The organism is Maribellus maritimus (assembly GCF_022267315.1).
GTDB lineage: Bacteria > Bacteroidota > Bacteroidia > Bacteroidales > Prolixibacteraceae > Draconibacterium > Draconibacterium maritimum.
The window spans coordinates 119,234-133,755 of the sequence record NZ_JAIKLE010000016.1; the positions used below are offsets into that span (position 1 = coordinate 119,234).

Annotated in this window: 12 protein-coding genes; 5 read left to right on the plus strand and 7 right to left on the minus strand. The window is 38.8% G+C overall.

The features are described 5' to 3' along the window. Nucleotides 1–17: 17 nt before the first annotated feature. The 7 genes from K5G00_RS15355 to K5G00_RS15385 all read right to left on the minus strand — a co-directional run bounded on the left by K5G00_RS15355 (nucleotide 18) and on the right by K5G00_RS15385 (nucleotide 8,555). A complete protein-coding gene (locus K5G00_RS15355; RefSeq protein WP_238767064.1) occupies nucleotides 18–1,004 on the minus strand; it encodes a glycosyltransferase family 9 protein in 987 nt (328 codons plus the stop codon). A 59-nt stretch (nucleotides 1,005–1,063) separates the two neighbouring features. After that, nucleotides 1,064–1,306, minus strand: coding sequence for an ATP synthase F1 subunit epsilon (gene atpC, locus K5G00_RS15360; RefSeq protein WP_238767065.1), 243 nt, complete (start codon nucleotides 1,304–1,306; stop codon nucleotides 1,064–1,066). 17 nt (nucleotides 1,307–1,323) lie between these two features. Beyond that, entirely contained in the window at nucleotides 1,324–2,829 is a 1,506-nt protein-coding gene (gene atpD, locus K5G00_RS15365) for a F0F1 ATP synthase subunit beta (protein ID WP_238767066.1), read from the minus strand. A 119-nt stretch (nucleotides 2,830–2,948) separates the two neighbouring features. Continuing rightward, nucleotides 2,949–3,932, minus strand: a complete 984-nt coding sequence (locus K5G00_RS15370) for a polyprenyl synthetase family protein (protein ID WP_238767067.1) — start codon at nucleotides 3,930–3,932, stop codon at nucleotides 2,949–2,951. A gap of 5 nt (nucleotides 3,933–3,937) precedes the next feature. Further along, complete coding sequence (locus K5G00_RS15375) at nucleotides 3,938–6,337, minus strand: efflux RND transporter permease subunit (RefSeq protein ID WP_238767068.1); 2,400 nt, start codon at nucleotides 6,335–6,337, stop codon at nucleotides 3,938–3,940. Between the two features lie 113 nt (nucleotides 6,338–6,450). Further along, on the minus strand, nucleotides 6,451–7,800 hold the full coding sequence (locus K5G00_RS15380; protein ID WP_238767069.1) for an outer membrane protein assembly factor BamB family protein: 1,350 nt from the start codon (nucleotides 7,798–7,800) through the stop codon (nucleotides 6,451–6,453). A gap of 71 nt (nucleotides 7,801–7,871) precedes the next feature. After that, nucleotides 7,872–8,555 (minus strand): protein-L-isoaspartate(D-aspartate) O-methyltransferase, encoded by a 684-nt coding sequence (locus K5G00_RS15385; RefSeq protein WP_238767070.1) that lies wholly within the window; start codon nucleotides 8,553–8,555, stop codon nucleotides 7,872–7,874. Nucleotides 8,556–8,820: 265 nt separating this feature from the next. Here K5G00_RS15385 and K5G00_RS15390 point away from each other — a divergent pair, with 265 nt between their 5' ends. The 5 genes from K5G00_RS15390 to K5G00_RS15410 all read left to right on the plus strand — a co-directional run bounded on the left by K5G00_RS15390 (nucleotide 8,821) and on the right by K5G00_RS15410 (nucleotide 14,442). Further along, nucleotides 8,821–9,408 carry a YceI family protein gene (locus K5G00_RS15390; RefSeq protein ID WP_238767071.1) on the plus strand — a complete coding sequence of 196 codons (588 nt, stop codon included), beginning with the start codon at nucleotides 8,821–8,823 and terminating at the stop codon, nucleotides 9,406–9,408. A 62-nt stretch (nucleotides 9,409–9,470) separates the two neighbouring features. Then, entirely contained in the window at nucleotides 9,471–10,637 is a 1,167-nt protein-coding gene (locus tag K5G00_RS15395; RefSeq protein ID WP_238767072.1) for a hypothetical protein, read from the plus strand. 78 nt (nucleotides 10,638–10,715) lie between these two features. Next, a complete protein-coding gene (locus K5G00_RS15400) occupies nucleotides 10,716–11,300 on the plus strand; it encodes a hypothetical protein (protein ID WP_238767073.1) in 585 nt (194 codons plus the stop codon). A gap of 13 nt (nucleotides 11,301–11,313) precedes the next feature. Further along, on the plus strand, nucleotides 11,314–11,742 hold the full coding sequence (locus tag K5G00_RS15405; RefSeq protein ID WP_238767074.1) for an RrF2 family transcriptional regulator: 429 nt from the start codon (nucleotides 11,314–11,316) through the stop codon (nucleotides 11,740–11,742). 138 nt (nucleotides 11,743–11,880) lie between these two features. Then, nucleotides 11,881–14,442 (plus strand): S9 family peptidase, encoded by a 2,562-nt coding sequence (locus K5G00_RS15410; RefSeq protein ID WP_238767075.1) that lies wholly within the window; start codon nucleotides 11,881–11,883, stop codon nucleotides 14,440–14,442. Nucleotides 14,443–14,522 lie beyond the last annotated feature (80 nt).

Sequence of the window (14,522 nt, forward strand, 5' to 3'; positions counted from 1 at the left end):
AAAATCAAAAAGGAAAATTAGTAATTCTCTTTTATCCACCGAACTGTCTCCTGCACTTCTATTTGATTCATACAATTAAAATGCTTTTTGGGACATTTATCAAACCCTAGTTTTGAGCAGGGCCTGCACTTTAAATCTTTAACTTCGATAATCTTAGAATCGGGGTGAGCCTGGTAAGGATACATACCAAATTCGGGAACGGTATTTCCCCAAAATGATAATACTTTCTTTTTAAAAGCAGTGGCAATATGCATCAGCCCGGTATCGTTTGCAAGAACCAGTTTGGCAGCACGAACCAACGATGCAGATTCATTCAAACTTAATTTTCCGACGAGATTTAATACGTTTTCCCCGGTTTCTGAATCCACTTCGGCTGCCGTGTGAATTTCGTTCTGACCACCAAGGAGAATTATCGGTAAATCAACGGCATTGCAAATTTCTATTATTTTGGAAACAGGAAGCCTCTTTGTAAAATAAGTGCCTGCAATTACAAAAACCAAAAAACTCTGTTGAAAAAACTTTGGTAGCTTGTTTTTGTCAAACTGCTCTTTTTCAGGAATAAAAAAATCAAGCCCCTGTTGGTCATTCTGCACATCAAAAACCGAAACTGTATCCAAATACCGATCAACGATATGCTTCTCGGGCAAACGGTTGATTTTAAACTGAATCATCAAAAACTTCTTAAAATTGAGTTTCTCAAAGGAAAAAGCAGGCAGTTTTAAACGACTTTTTATCCGGTTACTTCTAAAATTCTGGTGAAGATCAATAATATAATCCAGTTGCTCTTTTTCAAGCTCATCCAGCAATTCATTGATGTTTTCCTTCAACACATGAACTTTGTCGATAAATGGATTTGAGCGAACGATAGAAGCGTGTTTATTTTTGGTAACATAATGAATTTCTGCATTATCTACCTGCTGTTTTAGGCCCCGAATTACTGGTGTTGTTAAAACAATGTCGCCAATTGAACTAAATCGTATGATAAGGTATTTAATTTTCCCCATAAAATAAAAAACCCCGAAGATTAGATTCTTCAGGGTAATATAGTAATTTTTACTTTCTTTTAAACCGATTCCACCAACACAATGATTTTATTTGCCTTGTTTTCTACTACTCCACCATCGACTTCAAAGAGCTGCTCTTTTCCATTTTCCTCAACCACTTTTAGGGTTCCCTTTTCCAAAGTTGAAATAATGGGTGCGTGATTTTTTAGGATTTCGAAACCTCCTTTACTTCCTGGAAGTTGAACGAGTTTTACCTCTCCTTCAAAAACCTTTTTATCGGGTGTAATAATTTCAATAAACATGTTTATCAAATTCAGGATTAATTATCGGCCAACATCCGTTCGCCTTTTTCAATCGCTTCTTCAATGGTTCCAACCAGATTGAATGCAGCTTCCGGATATTTATCCACTTCACCATTCATAATCATATTGAAACCCTTAATAGTATCTTCTATTGAAACCAGTTTTCCTTCGAGCCCTGTAAATGCAGAAGCAACAAAGAACGGCTGTGACAAGAAACGTTGTACACGACGCGCACGATGAACCACCAGTTTATCTTCTTCTGAAAGTTCATCCATACCCAGGATTGCAATAATATCCTGTAATTCAGTATAACGCTGAAGCAACATAATTACATCTTGTGCACACTGGTAATGTTCCTGCCCAACAATCTCAGGGGTTAAAATTCTTGAGGATGAATCCAGCGGATCAACTGCAGGATAAATTCCAAGCTCTGAGATTTTACGGCTTAATACAGTCGTTGCATCAAGGTGAGCAAATGTTGTTGCCGGTGCCGGGTCAGTTAAGTCGTCGGCAGGTACATAAACTGCCTGAACCGATGTAATAGAACCTTTTTTAGTTGAGGTAATCCGTTCCTGCATCACTCCCATTTCGGTGGCCAGCGTTGGCTGGTAACCTACTGCCGAAGGCATCCTTCCCAAAAGTGCAGATACTTCGGATCCTGCCTGAGTAAAACGGAAAATATTATCAACAAAAAACAGAATATCACGACCGCCACCTTTTGAACCATCTCCATCGCGCAAGCTCTCAGCAATTGTTAATCCTGATAAAGCCACACGGGCGCGTGCTCCCGGCGGTTCGTTCATCTGACCAAAAACCATGGCCAGTTTTGATTTTTTTATTTTTTCGTTGTCAACTTTGGAAAGATCCCAACTCCCCTTTTCCATGGATTCTTTGAATTCTTCTCCATAATCAACAATATTGGCTTCAATCATCTCCCGTAAAAGGTCGTTTCCTTCACGGGTACGTTCTCCCACTCCGGCAAATACGGAAAGGCCACTGTGTGCAAGAGCAATATTATTAATCAACTCCTGAATCAAAACGGTTTTTCCAACACCGGCACCTCCAAACAAACCAATCTTTCCTCCTTTTGCATAAGGCTCAATAAGGTCGATTACTTTAATTCCGGTATAAAGAACTTCTGTTTCGGTAGTAAGTTCTTCGTATTTTGGTGGTTCGTTATGAATATTTAAACCTTCTTTTGGCAACTGTTCCAATCCGTCGATAGCATCTCCGACCACGTTAAGCAAACGTCCCAAAGAAACCTCTCCTTTTGGCATAGTTATCGGGCTTCCGGTTGAAACTACATCCATCCCCCTTCTCAGCCCGTCGGTTGCATCCATTGCAATACAACGAATCTGGTTTTCACCAATGTGCTGCTGGCACTCGACAATCAAATTATCCTTGCCTTCTCTAACTACTTCCAATGCATCGTAAATATTGGGGAGATCGCTACCTACCTGTTCGAAACTAACATCCACCACAGGACCAATAACCTGGATGATTTTACCAATGTTTTTAGCCATTTATGTTTAGATTTTATATCGGTTTTTTAACTATCAGTTTTTTCACTGCCCAACAAATTTAGTATTGTTTTGCTTTTTTACAACGAAAAGCCCTTTTTTTTGGGGCAAATTTAACGTTGTTAAAAAACACGTTGGAGCATTTTATTACTCAGGCTTTTAAGCGGAATTTTAAGATCCTCAGACACTTTAAGCTCATCCAAAATTTCAAGCGAATGCAGATAAAATGAATCTATTTTTTTCTGAATTTGTTGCTGAACACCAATCTGATTATAAATAGCTATAACTTCCTGTACTTTTTCCCCGGGGACAAAATCCTCTTTTTTTATCCAATAGTGAAGTCTCTCTGATTGTTCCGAATTTGCCATCTCAATAGCTTTTATCAGCAGGAAGGTCTTTTTATTGGCCAGGATATCACCCCCTATTTTTTTTCCAAAGGTCTCCTGGGTTCCAAACGTATCCAGCATATCGTCCTGTAGTTGAAAAGCCAGGCCTAAATTAATCCCAAAGTCATACAGTTTGTTAGCCATCTCCTCCGGAGCATCAGCCAGCAACGCACCTGTTTTTAGACTACAGGCCAGTAAAACTGCCGTTTTTAACCGTATCATTTCCAGATATTCTTCTTCAGTAACATCCAGACGAGTTTCAAAATCCATATCAAACTGCTGTCCTTCACAAACCTCAAGTGCTGTTTTTGAGAATAAACGGGCAACATCAATAATTCTAACTGATTCAATTTCGAGCAGGTATTCATAGGCTAAAAAGGACATGGCGTCGCCCGATAAAATAGCGCTGTTTTCGTTGAATTTTTTATGAACTGTGGGCCTGTTTCTTCGCACATCGGCTTTGTCCATAATATCGTCGTGTAAAAGCGTAAAATTATGAAAGACCTCAATTCCCAGAGCAGCCGGGATTGCCTTTGAAACATCTTCAGAAAATAAATTGTAACTGAGCAAAACCAAAACCGGCCGCAGACGCTTACCACCCATTTCAAGCGTGTAATCAACAGGTTCGTACAGTTTCAACGGTTCTTTCTTCCTGAGTTCCTGCGTGCGTTTCTGAATTTCGGTATTTATTTTCTCAAGTAACTCTTCAAATGTAAACATACCTGCTACTTCTTATTTTCTTCTTCTTTGTACGATATCTCCAAGTCCTCCAATTCAATATCTTCTTCCTCGTCGTAAATATGTAATAACGGTTCTTTAAACGATTTGGTTGTAGTTATTCTTTCTAAACTCGCCAGAAGCGAAGGCAGTAAAATTAAATTAGATGTAACCGCTACCAGCAAAGCAATGGAAACCAGAACACCCAATGCAACAGTCCCTCCAAAACTGGAAAGCGAAAAAATTCCAAACCCAAAAAACAACACAACCGAAGTATAAAGCATGCTCACTCCCGTTTCTTTCAAAGCCAAAACAACAGACTTTCCGATATCCCAGCCGGTTACATTTAACTCCTGCCTGTATTTGGCCAAAAAATGAATGGTGTTGTCTACCGAAATACCAAAAGCAATACTAAATACCAAAATAGTGGAGGCTTTTATGGGAATATCGGCATAACCCATTATTGCCGCGGTAAAAACCAGCGGAATTACATTTGGAATAAGCGACATAATTACCATTCTCCACGAAGAAAACATAATGGCCATAAAACCCGAAATCAGAAAAATTGCCAGCGCCAAACTCTGAAACAAATTTTTCAAAAGATACTGTGTCCCTTTGAAGGAAGTCACACTTGAACCGGTTACAACAACATCGTAATTATCGGACGTAAATATTGAATCAATATCCGACTTAAAATCAGCATACAATTCTTCCATCCGTTTGGTTCCAACATCTTTCATGCGGATGCTTACCCGCGTAATCTGCTGTGTGCTGTCCATAAACGAGTGCAGCAGGGTTGCATTTTCCTCGCCGGTTTGAGCGTATTGAAGAATAAAGTTTTTCTCGCGGTTATTGGGCAAACTGTAATAGTTTTCACGACCATTATAAAAACCCTGTTTTGCAAATTTCAGCAAATTCAACAATGAAAGCGAAGATGAAAGCTCGGGATATTCAGCAAGTCGTGTTTCCAACTGATCGATCTTTCTAAAAGTTGTCATCTGCATCACTCCTTTGGGCTTTTTTGTATCTATCATAATTTCCAGCGGCATCAGCCCGTCGAAATTACTTTCAAAAAATTTCAGGTCTATATATATCGGATCATCTTTAGGAATATCGTCAACCATGTAACCAGAAGTTTTCATCAAAGAAATGCCATAAAATCCGGCGGCAAGAATTATTGTTGTAGCTATGTACACAATTTTCCGACGATTTTGAGTAATGTTTATCAGCTGCGCAATTATCTTTGATATAAACTTATTATCCAGATGCTTAACATGCTTTGACGAAGGCGGCTCAATAAAACTGAAAATAATTGGGATCAATAATAAGGAAAGAACAAAAAGCCCCATGATATTTAAAGAGGCGATAATTCCGAACTCCTTCAACAAATTACTTTTTACGATAACAAAAGTAGCAAAACCGGAAGCTGTTGTCAGGTTCGTTAAAAATGTTGCATTCCCTATTTTTATAATTACCCGTTGAAGCGCCTTTACCTTGTTCCCGTGGCTTACAAACTCATGGTGAAACTTATTCAACATGTAAATACTGTTGGGAATACCAATCACAATCAGCAGCGGAGGAATCATTCCGGTAAGTAAGGTTATTTTAAAACCAAACAGCGCCAACATTCCCATCGACCAAACCACACCAATTAAGACAATAAGTACCGGAAAAAATACCGCTTTGAAAGAGCGGAAAAATATAAATAAAACGATGATACAAATAGCCAGCGCAAGAACGCTAAAAAAATACAGCTCCTTTTTAATTTGAATGGAATTAACCACACGAATGTATGGCAAACCGGAATAGTGTAATTTTATGTCTTCATCTTTTTCAAACTGACGACTGACTTTTTGAATGGAACGGATGAGTTTTTCCCGTTCCTTTGACTTCATCTTTTCTTTGTTTACAGTGATTGCAAGCAGATAAGCACCCGTTTCCTTATTGTAAAGAAGCCGGTCGTAAAAAGGTAAACTTCGCAAAATTGTGGCATATTCATCCAGCTCTTTTTGCGATTGCAGTGTGTCGGGAAATACCTTAACAACCTCAAACTGTTTCTTTTCAGTATCCTTTACAAGATTGTAGGAATTTGCAACCGAAATCAGGTTTTCCACGCCATCAATTGCAGAAAGTTCGGCGCACAACCTTTGCCAGCGATGAAAATGGGCAAGATGAAAAAAATTGGAATCTTGTGTTCCGATGACAATCAGATTTCCTTCTTCTCCAAAAACTTCAACAAAATTTTGATAGTCCTTGTACGCCTGATCCTTTTTGGGAAGCAATGACGAATATTCGTACGACATTTCAACCTTTTGTGCATGATAACCCAAAAAGCCGGTAATTAAAGCCAAAACGATAAGCAATAAAATTTTATTCCGAAGGATAATGCTGGAAACCCTAAGCCACATACGATCTCATGTAAATAAACAATTTGGCGAAAATAAGACAATTATTCGGATTAATAAAAAGAGATTCCCTGCAATCACGGAAACTTAAATTAACCTCAAATTTTTCTGAAATACTATTTCCCTGAAACTGCCACCAAATGATTCCCCGTTCTGAAAAACAAATAGTTATCGGAAATGGCTGGTGTGGACATTACAGTTTCGTGCAACTTATTTTCCCGGAGGATCTCAAACTCAGGCCCGGTTTTTACAGAATATACTACTCCGTCGTTGTCGGTTATGTAAATTATTCCATCGGCAGCAACAGGGCACGATGTATAACTATTTCCGCCGCCCACCTTCTCAGAATACATTTCTTCCCCCGTAACAGCATTGTAGCAGGTAAGTTTACCATTCCAGGCTGCATTATACAAATATCCGTTGTATAATAGCATCGTACTCATATAGGAACCCCCTCGCAATTTTCCCCATTTTACAAACTCGTTTGAAGTTTCATTTTCATCCAGTGTAATATCACCGCGCGCATTGTTCTGAATGGCCAGAATCGGGGAAATCTTTCCGTGTGCGCTGTTAAAGTAAACCAGATTCTCACCAACAATTGGCGTCGGAATCGGAATATCGCCACCTCCCGACTGCTTCCACAATTCTTCACCGGTTTCAAAATCGTATCCTCCCCGGTGTTTATATCCGTTAACCGCAATTCGGGCTTTTTCTCCTTCATAATAAACATTTGGGGTACACCATCCCGGGTATTCATCACGTTTCACTTTCCAAATCTCACCACCGGTTTTTATGTCGTAAGCCGCCAAAAATGAATTTTCAAAAACATCACATTGAATAACAACCACATTGTCGTGAATCAACGGCGAGCTGGCAAATTCCCATTCAGCACCCGGAACCAAAAAGAAAACCGACTGAAGAACACCAAAGTCCTTCTTCCATTGCAAGTTACCATTCATGTCGTAACAATACAATCCCTCTGAACCAAAAAATGAAACCACATATTCGCCATTGGTTGCCGAAGTGCAGTTTGCATGTGTCGACATCGGATGTCGTTTTTGTTTAGGGATTCCTGAATATGCGGTTTTTTGCCATTTTATCTCGCCCGAATTTTTATCAATACAATAGGTAATCCAGTCGTGAACCGAGGAATCCTGCACCGGAGCGATCGAACCGTAAATTCCGGTAATAACCTTTCCCGAGTCGGCCTGACTGACCGCTGTAGTTATAAAAATATTATCGCCCCAAACCACAGGGCATGAGTTGCCAAGTCCGGGAATAAATGTTTTCCAGGCAATATTTTCACCAGTTTCTGTATCCCATTTTTCAGGCAAATTTGCGTTGTCCAAAACACCGCTGGCATAATTTCCACGGTACATAAACCATTGTCTCGCCGGATCTGTTTTTTGAGCACAACTAAAAATGAATGGAGTAAGCAGGAATATCAGCAACAGTTTAGTTCTCATTCTGAATGATTTTTGGTTAAATTCAAAATAACAAATAATCTGTCAAATTTTATTACGAGAAGACACTAAAATCAATATTTTCTACCGGCTTCATCTAACATAGGCACAAAACGAACAGGTAATATTTTCTTTTCTTTGATTTTTCCTTTCTTCTTTTCCAACAACACCAACTGTTGGGTATACGACTTGCCAACAGGAATTATCATTCGTCCGCCTTCGGCAAGTTGTTCTTTCAATGGTTCAGGAATATGTGTCGGAGAGCAGGTAACAATTATTGCGTCGAAAGGAGCATATTCAGGCCAGCCTTTGTAACCATCGCCTGTTTTGGGAATAATATTTTTATATCCCAGGTCGTTAAACAGATTTTTCGCTTTCCTCGCCAGCGACTCAAAAATTTCTATTGTAAAAACGGAATCACACAACTCGGCCAAAATTGCTGCCTGGTAGCCGGAACCTGTTCCAATTTCCAAAACTTTGTCTTTTGGATCCAAATCAAGAGATTCAGTCATGAATGCCACTACATATGGTTGCGAAATGGTCTGCCCTTCATCAATCGGAAGCGGAGAGTCATTGTAAGCAAGAGCTAAAAATTCCGGATCAACAAATTTATGTCTTTCAACAGTTCTGAACGCTTTCAAGATTTTCTCATCCGTAATCCCCCTGGATTCGATTTGTACAGCCACCATATTCATCCGCCGATTTTCAAATTTCTGTGCGTTTAAACCGACGGAAAAGAATAGTATTAAAAAACTCAAAATCAAAACCTTTAAAACTTTAGTTCTCCAGTAACTCGTCATAATTTACTCCTTTCATTTTTCAACGATAAATTCAGTTCTAATGTTTCCGGCATTTTAACTTGTCAAAATATGTTGATAACATCCGAATGTAAACTCAAGGTTAAATAGAAATGTTTTAGAACACTTTAGGCCCAAAACTGATATTCATCATCATTTGCATAAAAAATACAATATTATATTTGTCCTATTAAAATGATAGGATTAATAGATTAAAAAATTAATTATGAAAAAATCGAACCTTAAATATTTACTGCTAAGCGTTTTAATCTTTTCGCTTGCAAACACTTTAAGTTTTGGGCAACAACAATTTAAAGTCATTCCTTCTGAGAGTAAATTGGTCGTCTCCGGAACATCCTCTGTTCACGATTGGGAAATAGAAGCCGAAGAATTTAGTTGCAATGCGACAATCTCTTTTAACGAAAATTCGATTACAGAAATTAGCAATGTGAATTTTACATGTCCGGTTGAGAGCCTCAGGAGCAACAACAAAATAATGAACAATAAAACACAAAAAGCACTAAACAGTGATAAATCTCCTGAAATAAATTTCCGTCTTGAAAATTCAGTAGCTGCAAACCTCGACAAAAATTCTTATGAGTTAAAAGGCCTGCTGACCATCAACGGAACAGACAAAGAAGTTGGACTCAAATTTACTTATGACAGGGCCACTCAAAATCGAATAAAGATTGAAGGAGAGGTTCCTCTAAAAATGAGTGATTTCAAAATTGATCCACCAACAGCTATGATGGGCGCGCTAAAAACAGCAGACGAGATTAAAGTTACCTACAACATTATACTTGAGAATAAATAACAAACAATTTGGAAGCTGACCCAATCAGCTGAATTTGATGAATATAAATTTAATTTTTAGTTATGAAAAAAGTAATTGTTCTATTATCGGCAGCTTTGATAAGTATGCTATCCTTGGGGCAACAATTTGAAAAACCCAAACTAGAGGCGAGTGAATTCGAGAAGGTGAAAGCAAAAGTTGGCGCTGGTTTTGCACTTCAAATGCAAGCTCTGGATCATGAGGCTCCGGTTGAACTTATCGATTTAAAAAATAATTTCAATTTACCTACTGCAAGTTTAAGCGTTACTGCAGATCTCGCACCTGGTATACAGTTGTATATCAACAACTACATGTCATCTCGTCACCATAATGAAGCGTGGGTTGAAGGTGGTTATTTAACCATTGATCACATGCCATTTTTGCCGGCCAGTGATAACCTTATGAAATATCTTACCATTAGAGCCGGGGTAATGATGCCCAACTACGGAGATGCTCATTTTTTCCGCAGCAATAATGGTAACGTAGTAAACAATCCTTTTGTCGGGAACTGGATTATGGACGCTTATACAACCAATCCCGGCCTTGATATTTTGTTCCGAAAAGATGGATTTTTAGCTCTGGTTGGGACCAACAACGGACGCGTAAATTACGGACGTGGTGGTAATTTAGGCGAAGATCTTGTTTTCAACTGGAAACTGGGTTATGATAAAAATATCAACGAAGATTTACGTATTCGTGCAACTTTGTCCGGGTATCATGTAGGAGACGGACACAGTGGCTCTTATTTATGGGACGGTGATCGTGCAGGTGCCCGCTACTACAACGTAATGCAAACAGCAGATGCTGAAGGCGACAACTTCCGCTCAGGGCGTTGGTCTCCCGGAAGCGGGCAGTCTCAGATGAACAGCTACATGGCAAACGTATTTGTTCAGTTTCATGGGCTGGAAGTTTTCGGAATTTATGAAAACATGAAAGGGGAAAAAAACGAAGCTGACCAGCACTTCACTCAAACGGCAGTTCAGGCACTTTACCGTTTGGGCAGCTTTTATGTAGGTACACGCTACAATAATGTAAGCAATAACGACGGTTCCTCTGTTGACCGTACAAATATTGGTGGCGGATGGTATATGACCCCAAATGTTGTGGTAAAACTTGACTATGTAACACAAAATTACGAGGGACCTGCTCAGGGATCCATTGATGGAGGTAAATTCAATGGAGTGGTACTGGAAGCAGGTATTGCATTTTAGTAATTAAAAGGTAGTAGAACTGGTTGTCCGGGATTTCCGGACAACCTTTCAATTTTATATTTCGGAATGTTTATCTTTTTGAAATACCAGATTTCTGTTTTAATTCTCTCGATTGTTCCCCTGTTTATCAATCACGGAAACGAAAGAAGCGGATTAAAAGTAGATGGAGATTGTCTAAATTATATTCTAATTCAGGGCTCATCAAACATTAATCAATTTGAATTTATTAATTATGATCCTGAAATTAATCAACCTCAAACTCTATTTCAAAAAGATGAAACATACCAAAACATACAAATCCCGGTAAAAGAATTTTACGGTCCAAACAACAGGATGCTTAACGACTTTTTTAGTATGGTAAAAGCCTCGGAATATCCTTATATTAAAATTGATATAGAGCCACGTGAGAAAGCTGACTTTGACGAAGCAACCGGACTAACAAACTTTAAAACAAAAATCTCAATCGCCGGAAATACCCGCAATTTTATAATTCCCTGTGCGATTAATTTTTGTGAAGATTCGGAAATGGTTTTAACAGGCGATATCGAATTAGAATTGTCTGATTTTGAAATTGAACCACCCAGAAAACTATTGGGCACTATAAAAGTAAATGACGAAGTTTTTGTTACATTTGCTTTTAAATACGATTTGAAAAAAACATAATCAACTATCTGTTTTGAAGTTTAGTACAAAAACCAGATATGGTGTCCGTGCAATTCTTGAGATTGCTATGAATGACTCCGAAAACGGGATCTATCAAAAAGATATTGCCAAAAACCAGAATATCTCATATAAATATCTCGATCATATTATAACAGCTTTAAAAGTTGCTGGTTTAGTAACAAAAGCAGGGGGTCGCAAGAGTGGCTATATTTTAACACGAGAACCGGAAAAAATTACAATTAATGATATTCACAACGCTTTTGAGCCCGGAGTCTGCGTTGTTGACTGCCTTTCGCACAGTTACACCTGCAAACGTGAAGGGATTTGTGCCTCAAGAGGATTCTGGGGACAACTGAACAATAAAATTACAGAATATTTGACTTCGGTTACACTTAAAGATTTAATCGAAAAACAGGTCAAACTAGACGACATTATCAATTAGTTTCCTTTCACAAATTATCCCCAAAATTCTTCCTTTTCCGATTCCAAACATAAATACTGATTTTTGAAAGCTTCCGCTTTGAATTAATTTTTTATTTTAACGCCCTTCAAATGAAATATTTAATCTAAAATCAGAATAATGCAAGGAAAAAATCTACTTCTTTTCTTATTGGCAATTTTGCTAATAAACGGGAAAATTATTGCCCAAAACGAACCGGTTACCACAGCTAATTATCGCCTGGCAGAACGCTTCTCTCCGGAAAAAATAAAACGAATGGTGTTTAGTACTTCGGTAGATCCCAATTGGTTAGAAACCGGAGACAAATTCTGGTATTCTTATAAAACATCTGAAGGCGAATTCTTCTATTTGGTTGATTTAGATAAAAAAACAAAAACAGCTCTTTTTGATAATGATAAAATGGCTGCGATGCTAACCCGGATAACAAAAGACCCGTACGATGGAAAACATCTGCCACCCATAAAACCAAAATTCAAAAAAAACGACACTGTTTTTCAATTTGACGTAACAAGTTCTCAGGACGAAGAAAAAGAAAAAGTAGAAGAAAGTTCTTCTGAAAAAAAGGATTCAACCCAAACAGATGCCGGCAAAAAGCCAAAAAAGGAAAAGCCGAAAAAGAAAGTTTTTCATTTTGAATACAACATTGCGAGCGGCGAATTATACGAACAGGAAGACTGGAAAGAGGAAAAAAAGCATCCGTCGTGGGCATCCATTTCACCCGACAGTTCGTACGTAGTTTTTGCCCGCGACTACAATCTGTATTGGATGGATAGAGAAAACTTTCTGAAAGCATTGGAAGAAGAGGAAGATAAAAAGGACTCCACCATTGTTGAACATCAGCTTACTACCGACGGCGAAAAAAATTATGCTTTTGGAGGCGGCTACACTCCAAAAGAAAATGATGATGAAAAAACCATAAAAAAAGAAAGCGAGAAACGCAGGGGTGCTTATATTTTGTGGTCGCCGGATTCGAAGAAATTTGCACTGGAACGCAACGACAGTCGCAAAGTAAAAGCACTGTGGGTAATTAACGTGTTGAACCAGCCACGACCGGATCTGGAAACCTACAAATACCAAATGCCGGGCGAAAAAGAAGCGCCGCAAGCCGAACTCTGGGTTTTTGATATGGATAAAAAAGAGGGCGAACAAATTGATGTTTCTGCTTTTGCCGACCAAACCTTAAACATTTGCCGGGCTAACTTAAGCAACAAAGAAAGGATAAAAGACTACATTCCGCGCAAATGGCTTGCAGAGTCATCAGATAAAATTTATTTCACCCGCACCAGTCGCGATTTACATAAAATTGATGTTTGTGTTGCCAATACAGAAAACGGTGAGGTTAAAACTCTTGTTGAGGAGCGACTAAATACCTATGTTGAAATCCAGGATCCTCACTTGATTAATAACGGGAAGGAATTTATTCACTGGTCGGAACGCGACGGATGGGCTCACTTCTATTTGTATGATGGTGAAGGAAATTTGAAAAACCAGATTACTTCAGGTCCGTGGCACTGCAACGAGATTTTAAAGGTAGATGAAAAAAACAGGGTAATCTATTTTACTGCCAACGCACTCGAAAAAGACGAGAATCCTTATTTCGAACATCTTTATAAAATAAATTTCGATGGTTCGGGATTAACACTGCTCAACCCCGGAGATTTTAACCACAGCGCCGAAATGAGCGATTCGTACCGTTATTTTATTAATAATTTCTCAAGAGTAAACACTACTCCTGCATCAGAAATCAGAGATAACCAGGGGAAATTGGTAATGCAACTTGAAACGGCTGATTTGAGTAATCTTTTTGCTGCAGGTTACAAATTTCCGGAAATTTTCAAAGCCAAAGCAGCTGACGGAATTACCGATATTTACGGTGTTATGTATAAACCTTTCGATTTTGACTCTACCAAACTTTATCCGGTTTTGGAATACGTTTACCCTGGCCCGCAAACCGAAGCGGTAAATACCTCGTTTTCATCAAGAATGGACAGAACCGATCGTTTTGCTCAGCTGGGTTTTGTTATCGTAACACTTGGAAACCGCGGTGGACATCCCAGCCGCTCAAAATGGTATCATAATTACGGATACAACGACTTGCGCGATTACGGATTGGCCGACAAAAAATATGTACTGGAACAATTGGCCGATCAACATAAATACATTGATATTGAAAAAGTGGGAATTTCCGGCCATTCCGGCGGAGGTTTTATGTCAACAGCAGCACTCCTGCAATATCCCGATTTTTACAAAGTTGCCGTTTCTTCTGCCGGAAACCATGAAAATAACATCTACAACCGTTGGTGGAGCGAAAAACATCACGGCGTGAAGGAAGAAATCGATGATAAAGGTGAATCAAAATTTATCTACGATATTGAAAAGAACTCGGAACTGGCCAAAAACCTGAAAGGAAAGTTGCTTCTGGTAACCGGCGACATGGATAATAATGTTCATCCCGGGAATACTATCCGCATGGCAAACGCATTGATGAAAGCAAAAAAACGTTTCGACTTTTTTATTATGCCCGGACAGCGACACGGGTTTGGCGACTACACAGAATACTTTTTCTGGCTAAAGGCTGACTATTTCTGCAAACACCTCATCGGTGATTATTCTATTAGCACCGACATTTTTGAGATGCGCCGCGAAACCAAAATGACACCAAGTAAAAAACGTTCAGAATGACCAACAAATAAAATCTTCCAGGTTTGCGAAACCTTGAAGGTTTAAAAATTCATTCTGATATTACACCAAACTTAACTAAA

Excerpts from the sequence above, each read along its gene's own strand:
- K5G00_RS15355 (WP_238767064.1), bottom strand. The coding sequence starts at position 1,004 with ATGGGGAAAATTAAATACCTTATCATACGATTTAGTTCAATTGGCGAC.
- atpC (WP_238767065.1), bottom strand. The coding sequence starts at position 1,306 with ATGTTTATTGAAATTATTACACCCGATAAAAAGGTTTTTGAAGGAGAG.
- atpD (WP_238767066.1), bottom strand. The coding sequence starts at position 2,829 with ATGGCTAAAAACATTGGTAAAATCATCCAGGTTATTGGTCCTGTGGTG.
- K5G00_RS15370 (WP_238767067.1), bottom strand. The coding sequence starts at position 3,932 with ATGTTTACATTTGAAGAGTTACTTGAGAAAATAAATACCGAAATTCAG.
- K5G00_RS15375 (WP_238767068.1), bottom strand. The coding sequence starts at position 6,337 with ATGTGGCTTAGGGTTTCCAGCATTATCCTTCGGAATAAAATTTTATTG.
- K5G00_RS15380 (WP_238767069.1), bottom strand. The coding sequence starts at position 7,800 with ATGAGAACTAAACTGTTGCTGATATTCCTGCTTACTCCATTCATTTTT.
- K5G00_RS15390 (WP_238767071.1), top strand. The coding sequence starts at position 8,821 with ATGAAAAAATCGAACCTTAAATATTTACTGCTAAGCGTTTTAATCTTT.
- K5G00_RS15395 (WP_238767072.1), top strand. The coding sequence starts at position 9,471 with ATGAAAAAAGTAATTGTTCTATTATCGGCAGCTTTGATAAGTATGCTA.
- K5G00_RS15410 (WP_238767075.1), top strand. The coding sequence starts at position 11,881 with ATGCAAGGAAAAAATCTACTTCTTTTCTTATTGGCAATTTTGCTAATA.